An 18,976-nucleotide genomic window follows, 5' to 3' on the forward strand; every position below is an offset into this window, starting at 1 on the left:
ATGTTGCTGCAGGCCCTCAGCGGGTGCCGAAGATCACCATCGTCTTGCCCTTCACATCGATAAGACCCTGCTCTTCAAGATTTTTCAGCACTCGGCCGACCATCTCGCGTGAGCAGCCGACGATACGACCGATTTCCTGTCGGGTAATCTTGATTTGCATGCCGTCAGGATGGGTCATCGCATCAGGCTGCTTGCACAGCTCGAGCAGGCTGCCTGCGACGCGACCGGTCACGTCGAGGAATGCCAGGTTGCCTACCTTGCGGGTGGTGTTGCGTAAGCGCTCGGCCATTTGTCGACCGACCGCATAGAGCAGCTCGGGGTCGCGTTGGCTTAGCTCGCGGAATTTGCTGTAGCTCATCTCCGCGACTTCGCATTCCGATTTGGCGCGCACCCAGGCGCTGCGGTCCTGTTGCGCGAGATGCTGATCGAACAGGCCCATCTCGCCGAAAAAGTCGCCCTGGTTCAGATAGGCAATGATCATTTCCCGGCCGTGCTCGTCTTCGATGAGGATGGTCACCGATCCTTTGACGATATAGAAGAGGGTTTCGGAAGAGTCGCCAGCGTGGATGATGGTGCTGCGTGCGGCGAAGCGGCGGCGATGACAATAAGAGAGATAAGCGTCGATATTCTTTATTTTTGGTATGGGGGCTATAGCAACCATGTGATGTGTCCTTGCAGTGGGCTGATAAACTGGGTCCTTGGACAAAAAAACCGGACTATCCTTTTGCTCCGTTATTGTGGTCCTTATCATAGGATGCCTGGCATCCATGCAGCCTCATTTCCGAGACCAAATCTGATTATGTCCAGTTTCACTGCAAATGACCATACCGCCACTGGCCCGTTTGGCCTGTGTTATTCTGCCGGTCTTTCGAATTGTGAATTGGTGCCGCTGGAGAGCATATGAAAGCGCATATCAAGTGGGTTGATGGGGCAATGTTCGTCGGCGAATCCGGCAGCGGCCACACATTGGTTATGGATGGTCCGCCTGAGGCAGGCGGACGCAACATGGGTGTCCGGCCGATGGAAACGGTGCTTATCGGTCTGGGGGGGTGCGCCAGTTATGATGTGGTGAGCATCCTGCGCAAGGCGCGGCAGGATATCCGGGATGTACAGACCGTGCTTGAAGGCGAGCGCGCCGAGACTGAGCCAAAGGTGTTCACGGCGGTGCACGTGCACTTTATCGTCAGCGGCAAGAACCTCAAGGAGCAACACGTCAAACGTGCGGTGGAGCTTTCAGCCGAGAAGTACTGCTCTGCTTCGATCATGTTTGGCCGCGCTGGCGTGAAGATGTCGCACGATTACGAGATCATCGAAGTAGACTGACCCGCCATGGCCAGCTGCGCCTCAGGTGCGGTAGCTGGCCTTTGTCATGACCCGTGACATCAATGTCATCGCCAATTTGACGGGCGCCGGGAACACTGCCCCCCCTGCATCGAGGGCCTGGTTCCCGTGTTCGATCTCGTCTTCACGCATCTGTTCGAGGATAGCGCGCGATTTTGCGTCGTTCCCGGGCAGGTCTTCGAGGTGATCATCGAGATGCTTTTCTACCAGCTGCTCGGTTGCTGCAACAAAGCCCAGACTGATTCGATCGCTGACCAGTCCTGCGGCAGCCCCCATTCCGAATGACAGTCCATAGAACAACGGGTTGAAAACGCTGGGATGACTGCACAGCTCGCGCAGCCGCTGTTCACACCAGGCCAGATGGTCTATTTCCTCGGCCGCGGCCTGCTCCATTTTGCCTCGCACATCCGGAAGTTTCGCGGTGAGAGCCTGCCCTTGATATAAAGCCTGCGCGCAGACTTCTCCCGTGTGATTGATACGCATGAGGCCGGCAATATGCCGTCGCGCGTTTTCGGGTATATCGTCACTGGTGATGTGCTGTGCCGGGGATGGTCGGTTGGCTTGAGCCGCGCCGGGGATCAGCGTGCGCAGCGACTGATCAGCTTGCACCAGTAATCGATCAATCAGACTGTAATGACGTGAAGCGCTCATCGCGTACTCCTAGGGCAGGTAGATGGGTCGGCGGCTGTTCTGATGCGGCCGTTTAGCCCGGCGGCCAGCCCATTTGCCGCTGTCCGAGCACATGCAGATGAATATGGTATACCGACTGGCTACCGAATTCCTTGCAGTTGAAAACTGTCCGAAACCCCTGGTCACAGCCCTGTTCAAGCGCCAGTTTCTGCCCGATGTAGGTCATATGCCCGACCAGCGCGCGGTCATCTTCGGTCATGTCGTTCAACGTGGCGATATGCTTTTTAGGCAATACCAGAAAGTGCACCGGCGCCTGTGGATTGATGTCATGAAAGGCGATGACCTGGTCATCTTCAAACAGGGTTTTAGCCGGGATCTTGCCTTCAGCTATCTTGCAGAACAGACAGTCCACTAGGTGCTCCTCGTTTCGCGTGCAGAGTTTCAGTTTAACCAACCGTGGCGAGAATGAAACCACGGCATATTGCAAAGCGGTCGGTCAGAATGGCTTGAGCACTACCAGCAGCACGATGGCCATCAATACCAATACCGGAGCTTCGTTAAACCAGCGGTAAAACACGTGCGAGCGCGTATTCTGGTCAGCGGCGAAGGTTCGTAGCAGGGCACCGCAGGCGAAGTGGTAGAGCACTATCAGCGCGACCAGCGTGAGCTTGGCATGTAGCCAGGCCTGCTCAAGATACCCGGGCTGCAGCATCACCATCCAGAGCCCCAGCACTACCGCTACCAGCATGGACGGCATCATGATGCCCCGATAAAGCTTGCGCTCCATCACCTTGAACCGCTCCAGGCTCAGCCGATCATCTGCAGCGGCGTGATAGACGAACAGGCGAGGCAGATAAAACAGGCCCGCAAACCAGGTGATGACAGCGATGATATGGAATGCCTTGATCCAGAGATACACCTGACGATCCTTAACAAGTTTCGGCACGCTGCCGATGATGGGATAGCTTTACTGGTAATTTGCTCCAGCGGACTCTTATCATAGAGGTCTATTTGCCATGTTCAATCGTTTTGGGGAGCAATCATGATCAGGATCGGCATTGTCGGCGGCACCGGGTATACCGGAGTGGAACTGCTTCGGTTACTGGCTCAGCATCCTGAAGCGCAGGTTGAGGTCATCACTTCCCGTTCGGAAGAGGGCGTCCGCGTCATCGACATGTACCCTAATTTGCGCGGCCATTATGACAATCTGGCCTTCAGTGTTCCGGATGTCCAGCGGCTCGGCGCCTGCGACGTCGTGTTTTTCGCCACGCCACATGGTGTTGCCCATTCGATGGCTGCCGAGTTGCTGGCCACGGGCGTTCGGGTGATTGACCTGTCCGCCGATTTCCGGCTCAAAGATGCCGAGGAGTGGGCGCAATGGTATGGTCAGCCGCATGGCGCTGCCGATTTGCTTGGCCAGGCCGTCTATGGTCTGCCGGAAGTAAACCGGGAGGCAATACGCAGCGCGCAGCTGATCGCTGTGCCAGGTTGCTACCCGACCGCCGTGCAACTGGGGCTACTGCCTCTGCTTGAAGCCGGATTGGCCGATACCACGCGACTGATTGCCGATTGCAAGTCTGGTGTTAGCGGTGCTGGACGTGGCGCGAGCGTCGGTGCGCTGTTTGGCGAGGCGGGTGAAAGCATGAAAGCCTATGGCGTAATAGGACACCGGCACCTTCCAGAAATCAGCCAGGGCTTGCGCATTGCATCAGGGGGGCAGATAGGTCTGACATTCGTACCACACCTGACGCCCATGATCCGCGGTATTCACGCTACGCTTTATGCCACAGTCACGGATCATTCTGTCGATCTGCAGCAGCTATTCGTTGACCGCTATGCAGACGAGCCTTTCGTCGATGTGATGCCGGCAGGAAGTCATCCTGAAACGCGAAGCGTACGCGGCGCGAACCAGTGCCGGCTGGCGGTTCATCGTCCGCAGGGAGGCGACCTGGTGGTGGTGCTCTCGGTGATCGATAACCTGGTCAAGGGCGCATCCGGACAGGCGATCCAGAATATGAACATTGCGCTGGGGCTCGAAGAAAGCCTCGGACTCGCTCATCCGGCGCTGATGCCTTGACCGACCAGTTGCTGCGCCGGGTTCCGTTACGGCGCGGACATCGTCTTGCCGTGGTTCCGGTGGAATCACGGTTCGCCCGCCTGGCCAGGCGCGTCCTGGCGATATTTGTGTTACTGGCATTTCCGGCTGCCGCCTGGCTTGGGTGGGATGCCGCCCTGCGGTCGCAATTAGTCGAAAATCATTCCCAGCTGCGTGACAGCCATCAAACGCTTCAGGCTGAGCTGGACCAGACGCAGCAGCGTTACCAGCAACTGGAAGTCGATCTGCTGGTCGCCCGCGAAGCAGTGAGAGATGGTCGAAAGATTATCACCGATCTGGAACAGCAGCTCTTCAAGTTGCAGCAGGATCTTGCTACCTATCAGGGTGCATTGGCGCCCAATGCGATGGTGCCGGGCTTGCGCTTCCAGGCGTTTGAGTTGCAGTCCACCGAGCGCCCGGATGTGTTTCGCTACAAGGTTATGGTCAGCCGGGTAGGCAGCGAGAGCGAAACAACACAGGCGACCCTGTTTATTGAGGTGCACGGCTCGCGCGACGGTGAGGAAGTAGTGATACCTTTATCGAGCATGACTGCGGTCGGAGACGATGAAGGGCTGGCGCTGGATTTTCGCTATTTTCAGGTGCTGCCGGCCAGTGGCAGGGAAGCCGAATTGTCGCTTCCAGAAGGGTTTCAACCTAAACGTGTGCATCTACGTGCCGAGCATGACGGCAAGACGTTGGTGGAACAGATGTTCGACTGGACAGTAACGGGAGCAAAATCCTGATGTGGAAAACCGAAAAGCTAAAAAAAATGGACATCAGTCAGTTTGGTGGGAAGACGACCGTCATTGCCCAGGACGCGGTGGTGCGCGGTGATATCCGCTTCCAGGGAGCGTTGCAAATTGATGGGCGTGTGATTGGTAGCATTGAAGCCGAGCAGGGGTTGGTTCGGGTCAGCGAGCACGGTCAGGTTGAAGGTGTGATCAGGGCGCCCAGCGTGAAAGTGAATGGCCAGATAATGGGTGATGTGTATGCGTTCGAGCATTTGGAACTGGACACCAACGCCCGCATCAACGGAGATCTCCATTACCGTTTCATGGAAATGGTAATGGGCGCACAGATAAGCGGTCAGCTGAAATATCTGGGCAACGAGCTGGCCAATGACGAGCTGCCGGTCAATCTGGCTTCGATAGGAAGCGAGCCGGGTGAATAGTTGACCAAAAGACTCGGGTTAACCATAATACCGGGTCTGTTGTGCTGCGGTACCCGCTGCTGGAGGTTGTATGTCGACTGCTGAAATCTTTACCCCCACTCCGCTGAACTTCTCGGATAGCGCGGTTGGTAAGGTGCGTGCTCTCATCGAAGAAGAGGGCAATGAGCGCCTGAGCCTGCGTGTGTTTGTTACGGGGGGCGGCTGTTCGGGGTTCCAATACGGATTCACCTTCGACGATGAGCTGGCTGAGGACGATACGGTTGTCGAGCGTGGCGGTGTGAGGCTGGTAGTGGATCCGATGAGCTTCCAGTATCTCGCTGGTTCAGAAGTTGATTATCAGGAAGGTCTCGAAGGTTCCCGTTTCGTGATCAACAATCCTAACGCGGCTAGCACGTGCGGCTGCGGTTCATCATTCTCTATCTGAGTCAGTAGCCTGTCCGCTACGGCGGGCCGTACCGGTGTCCTGTCATCTCATTGGGCGCCGCCCCGATAACCGTTGTTCGTGGTTGTCGTACCCCCTTTGAAAATCCGAACAAATGCAGCGCCGGCTTCCCTTCGCTGAGTAGGAGAAAGGGTTTGTCCAAGCAAGCGAAACAACCCTTGGCCAGTCTGATCTTTTTTCCTGTCGCCACCGCCTACGGCGCATTTATCCTGCCGTGGTCCGTGCTGGCACAGTTTGGAATACTGGCTGCTCCTCCTGGTCTGGTCGGTTCTCTAGGTCACGCCCACGAAATGCTGTTTGGCTTTGCCATCGCGGTTGTGGCGGGGTACGTGCTTGGTCCGCAGCCTCGGCGGTGGCTGGGGACGATGCTCTCGCTCTGGCTTGCTGCACGTGTTGCTTTTCTCGGCTGGCCTGCAAGTTACCTGTCGGCATTGGCCAATATTCTGTTTGCTGCGGTTCTTGCCTACAAAGTGGTGCCGCGCTTCGCTGGCGCGAAAAAATGGCGCAACAAAACGCTTGCGCCCATTTTGCTTGGACTATGTGTGGCTGCGGCCGTGTTTCAGACTCTGCTGCTGGCGGATCACCCTGGACCGGCGCATGGATTGTTGTTCGAAGCCATTCTGTTATTAAGTGCGCTGATGTTCTTCATGAGCGGAAGAATGCTCGCGCCCGCCATAGCGACGCATCTGTTGAAACAGAACCGCGAGCTTCAAGCCCGACTTCAGCCGCGGTTGGAGGGATATGTGCTCCTGTTGCTGGCTTCGGCTCTGATCGCCAATCTGCTTCCAGGCGAAGCGGCACAGTTAATTGTGGGGATTTCACTCCTTGTTTCAGCGGGTGTGGCCCTGGTCCGGCTGCTGCGTTGGCCTGTCTGGCAATGTCTGGATCGGTCGGATCTGCTTGCTTTGACGGCAGGTTATACCTGGTTGGTTGTTGGATGGCTCCTGATCGGTGGTGCGCTGCTTTTCCAGGCGCTGCCGTTGTCGACGGCGTTGCATGGGGTTAGCGTCGGAGCGTTGGGGAGCCTGACGCTTTCTGTCATGGCGCGTAGCCAGGCGCAGCGGACTCGAAAGGACCCCAACGCTGCGCCGGCAATCTACCTTGCGACAGGGTTGATCAGTCTCGCTGCCGTAGCCCGCATCTTCGCTGGTACGCTGATTCCGGTCGTGGAAATGCATGTGTTGGCTGCCACTGGCTGGAGTGTGGCGTTTCTCGGTTTGCTGGTTTTCCTGCTCAGGTTCAGAAACGTACCCGGCAAAACAGCACGACCTTGATCAAGCCGGATACAACGCCCCGAGAATCCGCTTGCCTCGCGCTCCCGTGACGGCGGGTAGGCTCGCGGTTTCTCGTTTATCAAAGCGCCACGCCAGCCAGGCGAAGGCGATAGCTTCCATCCAGTCGGGGTCGACACCGACCGCATGAGTGCTGCTGACCGATAGCGGTGCCAGTAATTGCTCGAGACGTTGCATCAGCCAGCCATTGCGTGCACCGCCGCCGCACAGGTAGATGTCTGCCGTATCGGTGACGCTGGTGAAAACATCCTGAGCGATGGATCGGGCGGTGAGCTCTAGCAGGGTTGCCTGAATATCGGCAGGATCGAAGGTTTCGCTTGCCTGCTGCAGTATGCTTTCCAGCCAGGACGCATTGAAATATTCACGGCCAGTACTTTTCGGCGGCTTACGCTGGAAATAGGGATCATCCAGCATTCGGCTGAGGATTTCGTCTTTCACTGTGCCGCTTCGTGCCCAGTCTCCATCGCGATCGAAGGCTTCGCCATGATGTTGACTGATCCAGTGATCAAGCAGCACATTTCCCGGGCCGCTATCAAAACCCGATACAGCCTGGTTGGGCCTCAGAACCGTCAGGTTGGCAAAGCCACCGATATTGACCAGAACGCGAACGGTTTGCGGGGAGCTGAGCAGCCAATGATGAAACGCCGGAACCAGCGGTGCGCCCTGGCCGCCGGCTGCTACGTCGCGGCTGCGAAAGTCGCATATAACGGAAATCCCGCTAAGTTCGGCGAGCAGGGCAGGAGCGCCGATCTGGCAGCTAAACCCCAGCTCGGGATGGTGTCGAATCGTCTGGCCGTGGCTGCCGATAGCGCTGACCTGTGACGCGTCAATTGAATGCTCGGCGAGTAACGTACGCACTCCGCTGGCCGCGAGTTCGGCCCACGCGATACCGGCATGCCCGGCCCGCTGGATTTCATCAGGGCCGGGTTTGCAAAGTGCGAGCAAATTGTTACGGAGAGAATCGGGAAAAGGCAGGCAGGTCGCGCCTATCAATGCGGCCTGCTGGCCTTCGAAGGAAACCAGCGCGATGTCGATACCATCCAGGCTGGTGCCTGACATGATACCGACATAAAGCTCGGACATTATTCTGCCAGCGATGCCAGCTGAGTACTGCCTTGCTGATCCAGCGCGGCCATTAGGCTATTGCTGATCTCCAGAAAGGCTGTGCGCTCGGCTTTTGGAATAGGGTCGGATACCGGCAGTTTGACGTTAAGCGGATCCACGTGCGTCCCGTTTACCAGGAATTCATAGTGCAGGTGCGGCCCGGTAGAAAGCCCGGTGGTGCCAACATAGCCGATTACCTGACCCTGTGAGACGTTGTCGCCGGCGTTCAGACCCTTGGCAAAGCGGCTCATGTGAGCGTACAAGGTCTGATATTTCTGTCCGTGTTTGATCACTACAGTGTTGCCATAACCGCCTTTGCGTCCGGCATGTACGACACGGCCATCGCCCGTCGCGCGGATCGGCGTGCCGGTCACTGCAGCGTAATCAACACCACGGTGTGGGCGCACGGTTTTCAGTACCGGATGGCGGCGGTTCGGGTTGTAGCGCGAGCTGATGCGAGCCAGCTCGACCGGTGTCCGGATAAAAGCCTTGCGCATGCTGGTGCCGTCTGCGCGGTAATAGCTGCTATTTCCGTTTTTGTCGGTGTACCGAACAGCTGTGAAAATCTTGCCGCGGTTGGTAAAGCGGGCCGCCAGGATGTTATTGGTGCCCACGCGCTTTTCGCCTACATGTAGCTCTTCGAAAAGCACTTCGAAGGAGTCTCCCTTACGGATTTCTCTGGCGAAATCGACGTCATAGCCGAAGATGTTGGCCATCTGCATGGTCAGGTTGTGCGACAAACCGGCTTTCTGGGCTGAAAGGAACAGCGAGCTGTTGATTTCCCCGTTGGCAAACCGTGTCCGAACATCCGGCTTGATGCTTTCAGTCGTGAAAGCAAAGGTGTCCCCCTTTCGGTCGAGCCGGATCGTTTCGAGATCGTTGAGCTTGGAGCGGATGGCCAACAGGTCGCCTGTGTCGTCCTTCTTGAATTCAACGACCTGGCCTACTTTGAGCCGCGTGAACCGTTGTGCATCTTTACTGCTGGATACCACAGAGTGAAGCGAGGCAGCGGAGAATCCGAGCTGGCTGAACAATACTGACAGCGTATTGCCTGCGGCCACGGTGACGCTGATCCAGTCAGTTGGGGGCGCTGCTGTCGCTTCGGCAGGTTCGGGGCTCATCGGCGGAGCGAGAGTAAGCGATTGCAGAATCGCGGGAGACGCTTCAGCTTGAACGGGAGCATCAACAGGCTCGGCCACTTGGAGTGGGGTAATTGTCTCGCCGATCAGTGCATCCAGCTGTTCTGAAACAGAGGGTTGGGTTTCCAGTATGGGGGACGATTCAAGTTCAAGTGGAACGAACGTCCGGCGCGCTTCGACATCCGCCGTAGGGATGACTAGCAGGAAGATACTCAGCGCTGCAGCGATTCCGCTGGCTGCCATAATATGGCTTTTTGGGTATCGCGGCGTCTTTGTCTTTTGAGGAGGCATAAGCGCTCTTGTGATTGATTCTATGGAATGTTGACTAACTTGCTAAATTATAACTGAAACCCTGAAGGCGCAAGTCATAATGTGCATCATCCGTCATTTTTACAACGCAGGCTCTTGACGTTTTTCCGTCATGCCGGGCGCCGCATAATCTGTTCATCGGCCGTGCAAGCTTGAAATTGAGCGGCAATGTTGTAAGGTTTGCTCCTTTTTTATTCCAGACAGCCACAGGATTCCCGACATGAAGCCGGTTGACGAGCAGTTGGCGCTGATCAAGCGCGGTGCGGAAGAGATTCTCGTAGAAGGCGAACTTCGCGCCAAGCTTGAGCGTGGCGTACCGCTGCGAATCAAGGCCGGGTTTGATCCGACTGCCCCGGATCTGCACCTGGGACACACCGTCCTTATTAACAAGCTTCGCCAGTTTCAGGAGCTTGGTCATCAGGTGCTGTTCCTTATAGGTGACTTCACTGGAATGATTGGTGATCCTTCGGGTAAGAACATCACCCGGCAGCCGTTGACGCGCGATCAGGTTATGGCTAATGCGGAAACCTATAAAGAGCAGGTCTTCAAGATTCTTGATCCGGAAAAGACCCAGGTCCTGTTTAACTCCGAATGGATGGATAAGCTCGGTGCGGCCGACATGGTCCAGTTGGCGGGCAAATACACCGTAGCCCGTATGCTGGAGAGAGATGATTTCGATAAGCGTTACAAGGGTGGTCAGTCGATAGCAATCCATGAGTTTCTCTATCCGCTGGTGCAGGGATACGACTCGGTAGCGATGAAGGCTGACGTAGAGTTGGGTGGCACGGATCAGAAGTTCAACTTGCTGATGGGGCGTGAGCTGCAGCGGCAGTACGGTCAGGAGCCACAAATCACACTCACCATGCCTTTGCTCGAAGGGCTGGATGGCGTCAAGAAGATGTCCAAGTCGCTGGGCAATTACGTTGGTATCAACGATGTGCCGGGCGAGATGTATAGCAAGATTGTGTCGATGCCAGATGCATTGATGTGGCGTTACTTCGAGCTGCTCAGCTTCCGCAGCATGGTCGAGATAGAGGGTTTCCGTGCTGATGTCGAGAAGGGCGCGAACCCAAGGGATATCAAGATCAGGCTGGCCGAAGAGCTGGTAGCGCGTTTCCATGGTGAGGAGGCAGCTACCAATGCACATCGTTCCGCCGGTAACCGCTTGGCTGATGGGGAGTTGCCCGACGATATGCCGGAGGTTGTGTTGGAATCTGCTGGGCCATTACCGGTCTCCGCCGTGTTGAATCGTGCTGGACTGGTAAAGAATGCGGCCGCTGCACGGGACCTTCTCGCAGCTGGCTCTGTAAAGGTAGACGGGCAGGTTGTCGAGCGCAGCTTCGAGTTCAATCCGGGCTCTGAATATGTGTGCCAGGCCGGTAAGAAGAAATTTGCACGTATCCGAGTAGAAACGCCTTGACGGCACAATTCAAGCGCCTATAATGCGCCTCTCTCAAGTCATGGCGCTACGGAATAAGCGCTTTGCAATCAATAAGTTAGCGATAATTTAGGGGTTGACAGGCTGAAGAGAAGGCGTAGAATGCGCCGCTCTGCGAAGGGCTGGGTGGATCGGTTGTTCGCAGCGATGAGTGAAGCTCATCAAGGTTTACGGAAGGTGTTGACAGCGAGCTTGGCTCCTGTAGAATGCGCCTCCCTGGCACGGAACAGCAGCGCTGTTCAGGCCATTCAGGCAGCAAGTGAAGCAGCAAAAATACTTCACAAAATTGCTTGACGGATCAGAAGGTTAGCGTAGAATACGCGGCCTTGGCAAGGCGGAAACGCCGGCCGAATCGCTCTTTAACAATCTGAATCAAGTAATTCGTGTGGGTGCTTGCTGAATTGCTCGATGATCGCAAGATTATCAGCCAAGCAAGTAACTCTGTGAATTCATCGAGTTTATTTGTAAAGCTGAGCCAAGTTTAGGGTTTTCTCAAAACCCAAGCAGTTTTTAAACTGAAGAGTTTGATCATGGCTCAGATTGAACGCTGGCGGCAGGCCTAACACATGCAAGTCGAGCGGTAGAGAGAAGCTTGCTTCTCTTGAGAGCGGCGGACGGGTGAGTAATACCTGGGAATCTGCCTGATAGTGGGGGATAACGTCCGGAAACGGGCGCTAATACCGCGTACGTCCTACGGGAGAAAGCAGGGGATCTTCGGACCTTGCGCTATCAGATGAGCCCAGGTCGGATTAGCTAGTTGGTGGGGTAATGGCTCACCAAGGCGACGATCCGTAACTGGTCTGAGAGGATGATCAGTCACACTGGAACTGAGACACGGTCCAGACTCCTACGGGAGGCAGCAGTGGGGAATATTGGACAATGGGCGCAAGCCTGATCCAGCCATGCCGCGTGTGTGAAGAAGGTCTTCGGATTGTAAAGCACTTTAAGCCGGGAGGAAGGGCTGACGCCTAATACGTGTCAGTTTTGACGTTACCGGCAGAATAAGCACCGGCTAACTCTGTGCCAGCAGCCGCGGTAATACAGAGGGTGCAAGCGTTAATCGGAATTACTGGGCGTAAAGCGCGCGTAGGTGGTTCAGTAAGATGGGTGTGAAATCCCCGGGCTCAACCTGGGAACTGCTTTCATAACTGCTGAACTAGAGTACGGTAGAGGGTAGTGGAATTTCCTGTGTAGCGGTGAAATGCGTAGATATAGGAAGGAACACCAGTGGCGAAGGCGACTACCTGGACTGATACTGACACTGAGGTGCGAAAGCGTGGGGAGCAAACAGGATTAGATACCCTGGTAGTCCACGCCGTAAACGATGTCAACTAGCCGTTGGGAACCTTGAGTTCTTAGTGGCGCAGCTAACGCACTAAGTTGACCGCCTGGGGAGTACGGTCGCAAGATTAAAACTCAAATGAATTGACGGGGGCCCGCACAAGCGGTGGAGCATGTGGTTTAATTCGAAGCAACGCGAAGAACCTTACCTGGCCTTGACATGCTGAGAACTTTCCAGAGATGGATTGGTGCCTTCGGGAACTCAGACACAGGTGCTGCATGGCTGTCGTCAGCTCGTGTCGTGAGATGTTGGGTTAAGTCCCGTAACGAGCGCAACCCTTGTCCTTAGTTACCAGCACATAATGGTGGGCACTCTAAGGAGACTGCCGGTGACAAACCGGAGGAAGGTGGGGATGACGTCAAGTCATCATGGCCCTTACGGCCAGGGCTACACACGTGCTACAATGGGCGGTACAGAGGGTTGCCAAGCCGCGAGGTGGAGCTAATCCCGAAAAACCGTTCGTAGTCCGGATCGGAGTCTGCAACTCGACTCCGTGAAGTCGGAATCGCTAGTAATCGCGAATCAGAACGTCGCGGTGAATACGTTCCCGGGCCTTGTACACACCGCCCGTCACACCATGGGAGTGGGTTGCACCAGAAGTAGCTAGTCTAACCTTCGGGAGGACGGTTACCACGGTGTGATTCATGACTGGGGTGAAGTCGTAACAAGGTAGCCGTAGGGGAACCTGCGGCTGGATCACCTCCTTAATCGATAGATCTCGACACTCTTCAAGCACTCACACGAATTACTTGATTCAACAGAAAGGCGATTGGGTTGCAGCGCTTTGTGCTGCAAGGTACCCGAGATAATTGGGTCTGTAGCTCAGTTGGTTAGAGCGCACCCCTGATAAGGGTGAGGTCGGCAGTTCGAATCTGCCCAGACCCACCAATTGTCGAGGTGCGACGGTTCTTAAAGGGGCCATAGCTCAGCTGGGAGAGCGCCTGCCTTGCACGCAGGAGGTCAGCGGTTCGATCCCGCTTGGCTCCACCAAGACAGACCGACGTACCGAACGCAATGACAACGCCTTAGCTGGACCTAGAGTTCATACATGAATGATCACCATTGGGTGGATCATTGATGTCTGGTCTTTAATAGCCAGCCGCTCTTTAAAAATTTGGGAAAGTGATAGAAGTAAGACAAGACATAGCACTGTGTTTCACTGCACAGGGTTATGGCTAAGGTAACTTGTAATCTCAACGCAAGTTCCGGATTGTCGTGAAATCATGTCGATATAACATGTGACTTCGATCGGTCGCGCTGGCAACAGCAAGATTGTTTGGGGTTATATGGTCAAGTGAATAAGCGCATACGGTGGATGCCTTGGCAGTCAGAGGCGATGAAAGACGTTGTAGCCTGCGATAAGGTTCGGGGAGCTGGCAAACAAGCTATGATCCGGACATTTCTGAATGGGGAAACCCACTTGGCATAAGCCAGGTATCACACACTGAATACATAGGTGTGTGAGGCGAACCGGGGGAACTGAAACATCTAAGTACCCCGAGGAAAAGAAATCAACCGAGATTCCCCAAGTAGTGGCGAGCGAACGGGGAGCAGCCCTTAAGCAGTTTAGAGTTTAGTGGAACGCCCTGGAAATGGCGGCCGTAGTGGGTGATAGCCCCGTACACGAAAGGCTCTTAGCTGTGAAATCGAGTAGGACGGCGCACGTGAAACGTTGTCTGAACATGGGGGGACCATCCTCCAAGGCTAAATACTCCTGACTGACCGATAGTGAACCAGTACCGTGAGGGAAAGGCGAAAAGAACCCCTGTGAGGGGAGTGAAATAGAACCTGAAACCGTATGCGTACAAGCAGTGGGAGCGGACTTGTTCCGTGACTGCGTACCTTTTGTATAATGGGTCAGCGACTTATATTCTGTGGCAAGCTTAACCGTATAGGGGAGGCGTAGGGAAACCGAGTCTTAATAGGGCGTTTAGTCGCAGGGTATAGACCCGAAACCGGGCGATCTATCCATGGGCAGGTTGAAGGTGCCGTAACAGGCACTGGAGGACCGAACCGACTACCGTTGAAAAGTTAGCGGATGACTTGTGGATAGGAGTGAAAGGCTAATCAAGCTCGGAGATAGCTGGTTCTCCTCGAAAGCTATTTAGGTAGCGCCTCGTGTATCACCACTGGGGGTAGAGCACTGTTTGGGCTAGGGGGTCATCCCGACTTACCAACCCCATGCAAACTCCGAATACCAGTGAGTGTCAGCACGGGAGACACACGGCGGGTGCTAACGTCCGTCGTGAAAAGGGAAACAACCCAGACCGTCAGCTAAGGTCCCAAAGTTATGGTTAAGTGGGAAACGATGTGGGAAGGCTTAGACAGCTAGGAGGTTGGCTTAGAAGCAGCCATCCTTTAAAGAAAGCGTAATAGCTCACTAGTCGAGTCGGCCTGCGCGGAAGATGTAACGGGGCTCAAACCATACACCGAAGCTACGGGTTCATCGTAAGATGAGCGGTAGAGGAGCGTTCTGTAAGCCTGTGAAGGTCAATTGAGAAGTTGGCTGGAGGTATCAGAAGTGCGAATGCTGACATGAGTAACGACAATGGGAGTGAAAAACTCCCACGCCGGAAGACCAAGGGTTCCTGCGCAACGTTAATCGACGCAGGGTGAGTCGACCCCTAAGGCGAGGCCGAAAGGCGTAGTCGATGGGAAACGGGTTAATATTCCCGTACTTCTAGTTACTGCGATGGGGGGACGGAGAAGGCTAGGCCAGCAAGGCGTTGGTTGTCCTTGTTTAAGGCGGTAGGCTGGGATCTTAGGTAAATCCGGGATCCTAAGGCCGAGAACCGATGACGAGCGTTCTTTTAGAACGCGAAGTGGTTGATGCCATGCTTCCAGGAAAAGCCTCTAAGCTTCAGGTAACTAGGAATCGTACCCCAAACCGACACAGGTGGTCAGGTAGAGAATACCAAGGCGCTTGAGAGAACTCGGGTGAAGGAACTAGGCAAAATGGCACCGTAACTTCGGGAGAAGGTGCGCCGGCTAGGGTGAAGCATTTACTGCGTAAGCTCTGGCTGGTCGAAGATACCAGGCCGCTGCAACTGTTTATTAAAAACACAGCACTCTGCAAACACGAAAGTGGACGTATAGGGTGTGACGCCTGCCCGGTGCCGGAAGGTTAATTGATGGGGTTAGCTTCGGCGAAGCTCTTGATCGAAGCCCCGGTAAACGGCGGCCGTAACTATAACGGTCCTAAGGTAGCGAAATTCCTTGTCGGGTAAGTTCCGACCTGCACGAATGGCGTAATGATGGCGGCGCTGTCTCCACCCGAGACTCAGTGAAATTGAAATCGCTGTGAAGATGCAGTGTATCCGCGGCTAGACGGAAAGACCCCGTGAACCTTTACTATAGCTTTGCACTGGACTTTGAATTTGCTTGTGTAGGATAGGTGGGAGGCTTTGAAGCGTGGACGCTAGTTCGCGTGGAGCCAACCTTGAAATACCACCCTGGCAACTTTGAGGTTCTAACTCTGGTCCGTTATCCGGATCGAGGACAGTGTATGGTGGGTAGTTTGACTGGGGCGGTCTCCTCCCAAAGAGTAACGGAGGAGTACGAAGGTGCGCTCAGCACGGTCGGAAATCGTGCGTAGAGTATAAAGGCAAAAGCGCGCTTGACTGCGAGACCAACACGTCGAGCAGGTACGAAAGTAGGTCTTAGTGATCCGGTGGTTCTGTATGGAAGGGCCATCGCTCAACGGATAAAAGGTACTCCGGGGATAACAGGCTGATACCGCCCAAGAGTTCATATCGACGGCGGTGTTTGGCACCTCGATGTCGGCTCATCACATCCTGGGGCTGAAGCCGGTCCCAAGGGTATGGCTGTTCGCCATTTAAAGTGGTACGCGAGCTGGGTTTAGAACGTCGTGAGACAGTTCGGTCCCTATCTGCCGTGGACGTTTGAGATTTGAGAGGGGCTGCTCCTAGTACGAGAGGACCGGAGTGGACGAACCTCTGGTGTTCCGGTTGTCACGCCAGTGGCATTGCCGGGTAGCTACGTTCGGAAAAGATAACCGCTGAAAGCATCTAAGCGGGAAACTTGCCTCAAGATGAGATCTCACCGGGAGCTTGACTCCCCTGAAGGGCCGTCGAAGACTACGACGTTGATAGGCTGGGTGTGTAAGCGTTGCAAGGCGTTGAGCTAACCAGTACTAATTGCCCGTGTGGCTTGACCATATAACACCCAAGCAATTTACGGTGTTATACAAGACACCGATTGAACGACAGTCTGGAACTGCAGAGATCACAGTTACCACCTTGTCTGAGCTTCTATCACGCTCCCAACCCTTTACGCCGTGTGGACTAACAACCGCATAGCAACGAATTGCTTGACGACCATAGAGCATTGGAACCACCTGATCCCATCCCGAACTCAGAAGTGAAACGATGCATCGCCGATGGTAGTGTGGGGTCTCCCCATGTGAGAGTAGGTCATCGTCAAGCGCTTATACCGAGAACACCCCGATCTGGAGACAGGTCGGGGTGTTCTTTTATGCGCCTGGAAACCGCAATATCGTTTTAATGCTTCGAAATACGAGTGCTCAGTCTGCAGATGCTTCAGTCACGACGAATGTGAACTGATGCTTTTTTTCACGGCCGAACCCTTTGGTTTGTTCTTTTGCTATTAGGATTCCCACCAAGCTATATGCTTTAGCGGATTAAGTAATAACCAAATCTGTCTAATAAACAATTTGTTCTATCTGGTTGGCTTGGGTAACCTGCCTGCTCTGATCGAACATTTAAAATGCGTGAGCATATCGGGAGGATTGCATGGCCAGTTTCATCGCTTTATCTAAGCGTACCGGTTCAAAAGTTGCCGCATTGTTTCTGAGCGTTGGGTTGACGCTTCCAGCCCAGGCCGCTGACCAGGAACTCCTGAATTCCTCCTACGATATCGCCCGCGAACTGTTCTCCGAATACAACGAACTATTCGCAAAGCAGTGGCAGGAAAAAACCGGCAAGACGGTTGAGATCAAGCAGTCTCACGCCGGTTCTTCCCGTCAGGCACAAGCTATCCTGCAAGGACTGCGCGCTGATGTGGTGACCTACAACCAGGTCACCGATGTCGATATCCTGCATCAACGGGGCAACCTGATTCCGGAGAACTGGCGCGAGCGTTTGCCAAATGCCAGCTCACCTTACTACTCCACCATGGCGTTCCTGGTCCGCGAGGGCAATCCGAAGAACATTCGTAACTGGGACGACCTGGTCCGCGACGATGTCAGCTCTGTTCTACCGAACCCGAAGACCTCTGGTAACGGTCGTTACACTTACCTTGCCGCGCTGGGCTACGCTCAGAAGACATTTGGTGACGACCAGGACGCCATTGATGACTTCCTGCGGAACATGTTGGGTAACGTAGCTGTATTCGATACGGGCGGACGGGGTGCGACCACTACCTTCGTTGAGCGTGGAATTGGTGATGTATTGCTCACCTTCGAAGCCGAGGTCAACAACATCGCGGCGCAGAATGAGGGCTACGAAGTCGTGGTTCCCAAGATCAGCTTCCTGGCGGAATTCCCGGTGACCTGGATCGACAAGAGCGTCGAGAAAAACGGGACCGAAGAGCTGGCCAAGGCGTATCTCGAAAACCTTTATACGGAAGATGCGCAGCGCCTGATCGCCGGATTCTACAACCGTGTGCATAACGAAACGGTCAAAGCCGAGTTCGCTGACCAGTTTCCTGAAGTGGAGCTGCTGCCCGTCGAAGAGATCGGCGGCAGCTGGGAAAATGTGATGAAAGTGCACTTCGCCAGCGGTGGAAAGCTCGACCAACTTCAACGTCGGTAACTCATACCCTAAATGAATCAATCTCCCTCCGGCTTGTTGCCGGGCCGTTCCAGCCAACCCGGCAAGCGCGTCTTGCCGGGTTTTGCGTTGAGCCTCGGCGTATCGCTGTTCTTTATCAGCCTCGTGCTCATACTGCCTGTCACAGGTTTGATCGTGCAGACCGCAGGCATGGGCTGGGCTGAATACTGGGCAGTAGTCACCGATGAGCGTGTGGTGGCGTCTTATAAGGTGACGCTCTGGGCTGCCGCGTTGGCCTCCATCATCAATGGCGTGGTTGGATTGTTGCTGGCCTGGGTTCTGGTGCGCTATGAGTTCCCCGGCAAGCGCCTGATGGACGCGCTCGTTGACCTGCCGTTTGCCTTGCCGACTGCCGTAGCGGGCATCACCCTGACGGTGCTTTTCGCGCCGGATGGCTGGTACGGGCAGCTGTTCGCATTGCTCGGAATAAAGGTCGCTTTCACCCCGCTGGGTATCATTGTGGCGATGTCCTTTACCAGCCTTCCGTTTGTCGTCAGAACGGTGCAGCCGGTGCTGGAGGATTTTGCACCCGAAGATGAAGAAGCTGCTGTCAGCCTGGGTGCGTCGGACTGGACCGTATTTCGCCGCATTCTTTTGCCTGCAATGTGGCCAGCCCTGATGACCGGGGTGGCGCTGTCCTTCACCCGCAGCCTCGGTGAGTTCGGTGCGGTCATCTTTATTGCAGGCAACATGCCCTACGTCAGTGAAATTATCAGCTTGATGATCTTTGTCCGTCTGCAGGAATTTGACCACGCGGCCGCGAGCGCGATCGCTTCGGTCGTGCTTGTGGCTTCGCTGATCCTGTTGCTTGGCATCAATCTATGGCAGGCGCGTTATCTGCGCCGGCTGCAAGGACGGTAATC

15 protein-coding genes, 2 tRNA genes and 3 rRNA genes are annotated in these 18,976 nt (G+C 55.1%); 14 read left to right on the top strand and 6 right to left on the bottom strand.

Annotated elements, in window-relative coordinates:
• Positions 1-16: 16 nt before the first annotated feature.
• Positions 17-661 (bottom strand): cAMP-activated global transcriptional regulator CRP, encoded by a 645-nt coding sequence (crp, locus tag G3M63_RS06610; protein ID WP_150302287.1) that lies wholly within the window; start codon positions 659-661, stop codon positions 17-19.
• A 239-nt stretch (positions 662-900) separates the two neighbouring features.
• On the opposite strand from crp, the gene G3M63_RS06615 reads away from it, so the two are divergent.
• Entirely contained in the window at positions 901-1,323 is a 423-nt protein-coding gene (locus tag G3M63_RS06615; RefSeq protein ID WP_150302286.1) for an OsmC family protein, read from the top strand.
• A gap of 21 nt (positions 1,324-1,344) precedes the next feature.
• Here G3M63_RS06615 and coq7 read toward each other — a convergent pair whose 3' ends face one another.
• The 3 genes from coq7 to hemJ form a co-directional block, all read right to left on the bottom strand.
• Positions 1,345-1,992, bottom strand: a complete 648-nt coding sequence (gene coq7, locus G3M63_RS06620) for a 2-polyprenyl-3-methyl-6-methoxy-1,4-benzoquinone monooxygenase (RefSeq protein ID WP_163982220.1) — start codon at positions 1,990-1,992, stop codon at positions 1,345-1,347.
• Between the two features lie 52 nt (positions 1,993-2,044).
• Positions 2,045-2,383 carry a histidine triad nucleotide-binding protein gene (locus G3M63_RS06625; RefSeq protein ID WP_150302284.1) on the bottom strand — a complete coding sequence of 113 codons (339 nt, stop codon included), beginning with the start codon at positions 2,381-2,383 and terminating at the stop codon, positions 2,045-2,047.
• A gap of 84 nt (positions 2,384-2,467) precedes the next feature.
• Positions 2,468-2,890, bottom strand: a complete 423-nt coding sequence (gene hemJ, locus G3M63_RS06630; protein WP_163982221.1) for a protoporphyrinogen oxidase HemJ — start codon at positions 2,888-2,890, stop codon at positions 2,468-2,470.
• A 123-nt stretch (positions 2,891-3,013) separates the two neighbouring features.
• Between hemJ and argC the strand changes: the two genes are divergently transcribed.
• From argC to G3M63_RS06655, 5 genes are all read left to right on the top strand, one after another.
• Positions 3,014-4,048 (top strand): N-acetyl-gamma-glutamyl-phosphate reductase, encoded by a 1,035-nt coding sequence (argC, locus tag G3M63_RS06635; protein ID WP_163982222.1) that lies wholly within the window; start codon positions 3,014-3,016, stop codon positions 4,046-4,048.
• Positions 4,045-4,809 carry a DUF6776 family protein gene (locus tag G3M63_RS06640; protein WP_163982224.1) on the top strand — a complete coding sequence of 255 codons (765 nt, stop codon included), beginning with the start codon at positions 4,045-4,047 and terminating at the stop codon, positions 4,807-4,809. Before argC ends, G3M63_RS06640 begins: the two co-directional genes overlap by 4 nt.
• Positions 4,809-5,237: a polymer-forming cytoskeletal protein gene (locus tag G3M63_RS06645; RefSeq protein WP_150302280.1), complete on the top strand. Its 429-nt coding sequence runs from the start codon at positions 4,809-4,811 to the stop codon at positions 5,235-5,237. The genes G3M63_RS06640 and G3M63_RS06645 overlap by 1 nt, the downstream gene beginning before the upstream one ends.
• Positions 5,238-5,307: 70 nt before the next feature.
• The gene (gene erpA / locus G3M63_RS06650; RefSeq protein ID WP_150302279.1) at positions 5,308-5,661 is read left to right on the top strand and encodes an iron-sulfur cluster insertion protein ErpA; all 354 of its coding nucleotides are present in this window, start codon (positions 5,308-5,310) and stop codon (positions 5,659-5,661) included.
• A gap of 152 nt (positions 5,662-5,813) precedes the next feature.
• Positions 5,814-6,953: an NnrS family protein gene (locus G3M63_RS06655; RefSeq protein ID WP_163982226.1), complete on the top strand. Its 1,140-nt coding sequence runs from the start codon at positions 5,814-5,816 to the stop codon at positions 6,951-6,953.
• Here G3M63_RS06655 and G3M63_RS06660 read toward each other — a convergent pair whose 3' ends face one another.
• Positions 6,954-8,054 carry an anhydro-N-acetylmuramic acid kinase gene (locus tag G3M63_RS06660; RefSeq protein WP_150302277.1) on the bottom strand — a complete coding sequence of 367 codons (1,101 nt, stop codon included), beginning with the start codon at positions 8,052-8,054 and terminating at the stop codon, positions 6,954-6,956. It abuts the gene before it with no gap.
• A complete protein-coding gene (locus G3M63_RS06665; RefSeq protein WP_163982228.1) occupies positions 8,054-9,505 on the bottom strand; it encodes a peptidoglycan DD-metalloendopeptidase family protein in 1,452 nt (483 codons plus the stop codon). The genes G3M63_RS06660 and G3M63_RS06665 overlap by 1 nt, the downstream gene beginning before the upstream one ends.
• 238 nt (positions 9,506-9,743) lie before the next feature.
• Between G3M63_RS06665 and tyrS the strand changes: the two genes are divergently transcribed.
• The 8 genes from tyrS (at position 9,744) to cysT (ending at position 18,974) form a co-directional block, all read left to right on the top strand.
• Positions 9,744-10,943 (top strand): tyrosine--tRNA ligase, encoded by a 1,200-nt coding sequence (gene tyrS, locus G3M63_RS06670; RefSeq protein ID WP_163982230.1) that lies wholly within the window; start codon positions 9,744-9,746, stop codon positions 10,941-10,943.
• A 530-nt stretch (positions 10,944-11,473) separates the two neighbouring features.
• Positions 11,474-13,010: ribosomal RNA gene (locus G3M63_RS06675) — 16S ribosomal RNA — on the top strand.
• Positions 13,011-13,114: 104 nt separating this feature from the next.
• Positions 13,115-13,191, top strand: a tRNA-Ile gene (locus G3M63_RS06680).
• 26 nt (positions 13,192-13,217) lie between these two features.
• A tRNA-Ala gene (locus tag G3M63_RS06685) sits at positions 13,218-13,293 on the top strand.
• Positions 13,294-13,591: 298 nt separating this feature from the next.
• Positions 13,592-16,481, top strand: a 23S ribosomal RNA gene (locus G3M63_RS06690).
• Positions 16,482-16,632: 151 nt separating this feature from the next.
• A 5S ribosomal RNA gene (gene rrf / locus G3M63_RS06695) occupies positions 16,633-16,748 on the top strand.
• Together the 16S, 23S and 5S rRNA genes with 2 tRNA genes alongside form the textbook arrangement of a ribosomal RNA operon.
• A 327-nt stretch (positions 16,749-17,075) precedes the next feature.
• Positions 17,076-18,095, top strand: a complete 1,020-nt coding sequence (gene cysP, locus G3M63_RS06700; RefSeq protein WP_163982232.1) for a thiosulfate ABC transporter substrate-binding protein CysP — start codon at positions 17,076-17,078, stop codon at positions 18,093-18,095.
• Between the two features lie 12 nt (positions 18,096-18,107).
• A complete protein-coding gene (gene cysT / locus G3M63_RS06705) occupies positions 18,108-18,974 on the top strand; it encodes a sulfate ABC transporter permease subunit CysT (protein ID WP_163982234.1) in 867 nt (288 codons plus the stop codon).
• Positions 18,975-18,976 lie beyond the last annotated feature (2 nt).

Origin of the sequence: Pseudomonas sp. OIL-1 (assembly GCF_010669185.1) — a bacterium.
Taxonomy (GTDB): domain Bacteria; phylum Pseudomonadota; class Gammaproteobacteria; order Pseudomonadales; family Pseudomonadaceae; genus Halopseudomonas; species Halopseudomonas profundi.

Coding starts and splice junctions, on each gene's coding strand:
- coq7 (WP_163982220.1), bottom strand. CDS start 1,992: ATGAGCGCTTCACGTCATTACAGTCTGATTGATCGATTACTGGTGCAA.
- tyrS (WP_163982230.1), top strand. CDS start 9,744: ATGAAGCCGGTTGACGAGCAGTTGGCGCTGATCAAGCGCGGTGCGGAA.
- argC (WP_163982222.1), top strand. CDS start 3,014: ATGATCAGGATCGGCATTGTCGGCGGCACCGGGTATACCGGAGTGGAA.
- G3M63_RS06665 (WP_163982228.1), bottom strand. CDS start 9,505: ATGCCTCCTCAAAAGACAAAGACGCCGCGATACCCAAAAAGCCATATT.
- erpA (WP_150302279.1), top strand. CDS start 5,308: ATGTCGACTGCTGAAATCTTTACCCCCACTCCGCTGAACTTCTCGGAT.
- cysP (WP_163982232.1), top strand. CDS start 17,076: ATGGCCAGTTTCATCGCTTTATCTAAGCGTACCGGTTCAAAAGTTGCC.
- cysT (WP_163982234.1), top strand. CDS start 18,108: ATGAATCAATCTCCCTCCGGCTTGTTGCCGGGCCGTTCCAGCCAACCC.
- G3M63_RS06645 (WP_150302280.1), top strand. CDS start 4,809: ATGTGGAAAACCGAAAAGCTAAAAAAAATGGACATCAGTCAGTTTGGT.
- crp (WP_150302287.1), bottom strand. CDS start 661: ATGGTTGCTATAGCCCCCATACCAAAAATAAAGAATATCGACGCTTAT.
- G3M63_RS06615 (WP_150302286.1), top strand. CDS start 901: ATGAAAGCGCATATCAAGTGGGTTGATGGGGCAATGTTCGTCGGCGAA.
- G3M63_RS06660 (WP_150302277.1), bottom strand. CDS start 8,054: ATGTCCGAGCTTTATGTCGGTATCATGTCAGGCACCAGCCTGGATGGT.